The organism is Mycolicibacillus koreensis (assembly GCF_002104795.1).
GTDB lineage: Bacteria > Actinomycetota > Actinomycetes > Mycobacteriales > Mycobacteriaceae > Mycobacterium > Mycobacterium koreense.
Map to the genome: position 1 here is coordinate 1 of NZ_NCXO01000117.1, position 1,071 is coordinate 1,071.

The 1,071-nt window shown below is 60.1% G+C and carries 1 protein-coding gene; it reads right to left on the reverse strand.

The window, feature by feature from the left end; genetic code table 11:
* Nucleotides 1-961: Eco57I restriction-modification methylase domain-containing protein (locus B8W67_RS20130; RefSeq protein WP_234806841.1), on the reverse strand; the 961-nt coding region annotated here is incomplete at its 3' end.
* Between the last annotated feature and the right edge of the window lie 110 nt (nt 962-1,071).

Genomic DNA, 1,071 nt, shown 5'->3' on the forward strand with positions numbered 1-1,071 from the left:
GCTGCGGATTTCTCCTTCGCCATGACTCCATCCTCGTTTCCAAGGTTCGGAGCCTCCACACGACCCAGTGCGGTTCAAACCCCGTGGTTGCCTTGCTCAGGTCCCACGGAACCCCAAACTGAACGAAGAGTCCGTCCCCCGTGCGGTGACACCATTCCCCACTACGAAATCCTGTGTGCGGCTTGCGGGTCAACACCCCGTGAGGCATCACGAAGGCGAAGGCTCCGCCTCTTCGCAGGTATAACTCGACCGCACGGACAACGAACAGAGTGGACAGATCACGCGCCGCAGCCCCCAGCCCACCCGACAAAAGATTTCTCGGTGCAGCCAGGGCGCGATAGTTCTTCTGCATCGCGGATGTCATCTTCGAGTAGCGCAGCCAAGGCGGGTTGCCGATCACGACATCGACGCGGTTCTCCTCCTCCGCCAACCACAAAGGTCGGATGAGGTTGCGGACGTAGTAGCCCCAGATATGGTTGCGTCCCTTCTCTCGCAGCGTGCAGAGATTGAGGAACGTCTCCTTGAGTTCCTGCCCGTCGGCGCTGTCAGGGGCGATCCCCCGTTTCTTGAGGATGGTGTTGGCAACCTTGCCTGCACCGTCGGGGGTGGTTGTCAATGCTTTGTCTGCCATCTCGCTGACGAGATAGTCGAATTGGGTTGCGTTGCCGAGAACGCTGCGCGGGAAGCACAAGTCGTACGTGAACGCTTCGCCCTCTTCGTCGCAGATATCTCTGTCGTCGGTCCGAACGCGCACGACCGTGCTGCCAAAAATATCGGTTTCCTGCTGCCACTGAACCCCATCACCGAGATAGACAGGGATCGTGAGGTCCTTACGGGTAGGCGACTTGATGTTGTCGCGCCCTAGAGCCAACAGGTAGGTCACTCGGGCCAAGGTCACGGCGACGGGGTGGATGTCGAGACCGATGACGTGATGGGTGGCTTGCTGCACTGCTTCATCCACGGGAGTACCTGCCTCCACGGCGGAGGTGAGGTATGGCTGTGTCAACCCGATCTGGGACCACGATGACGGCCTGACTGGGACCCACCTGGCACCGGCTAATCACGCCCTTG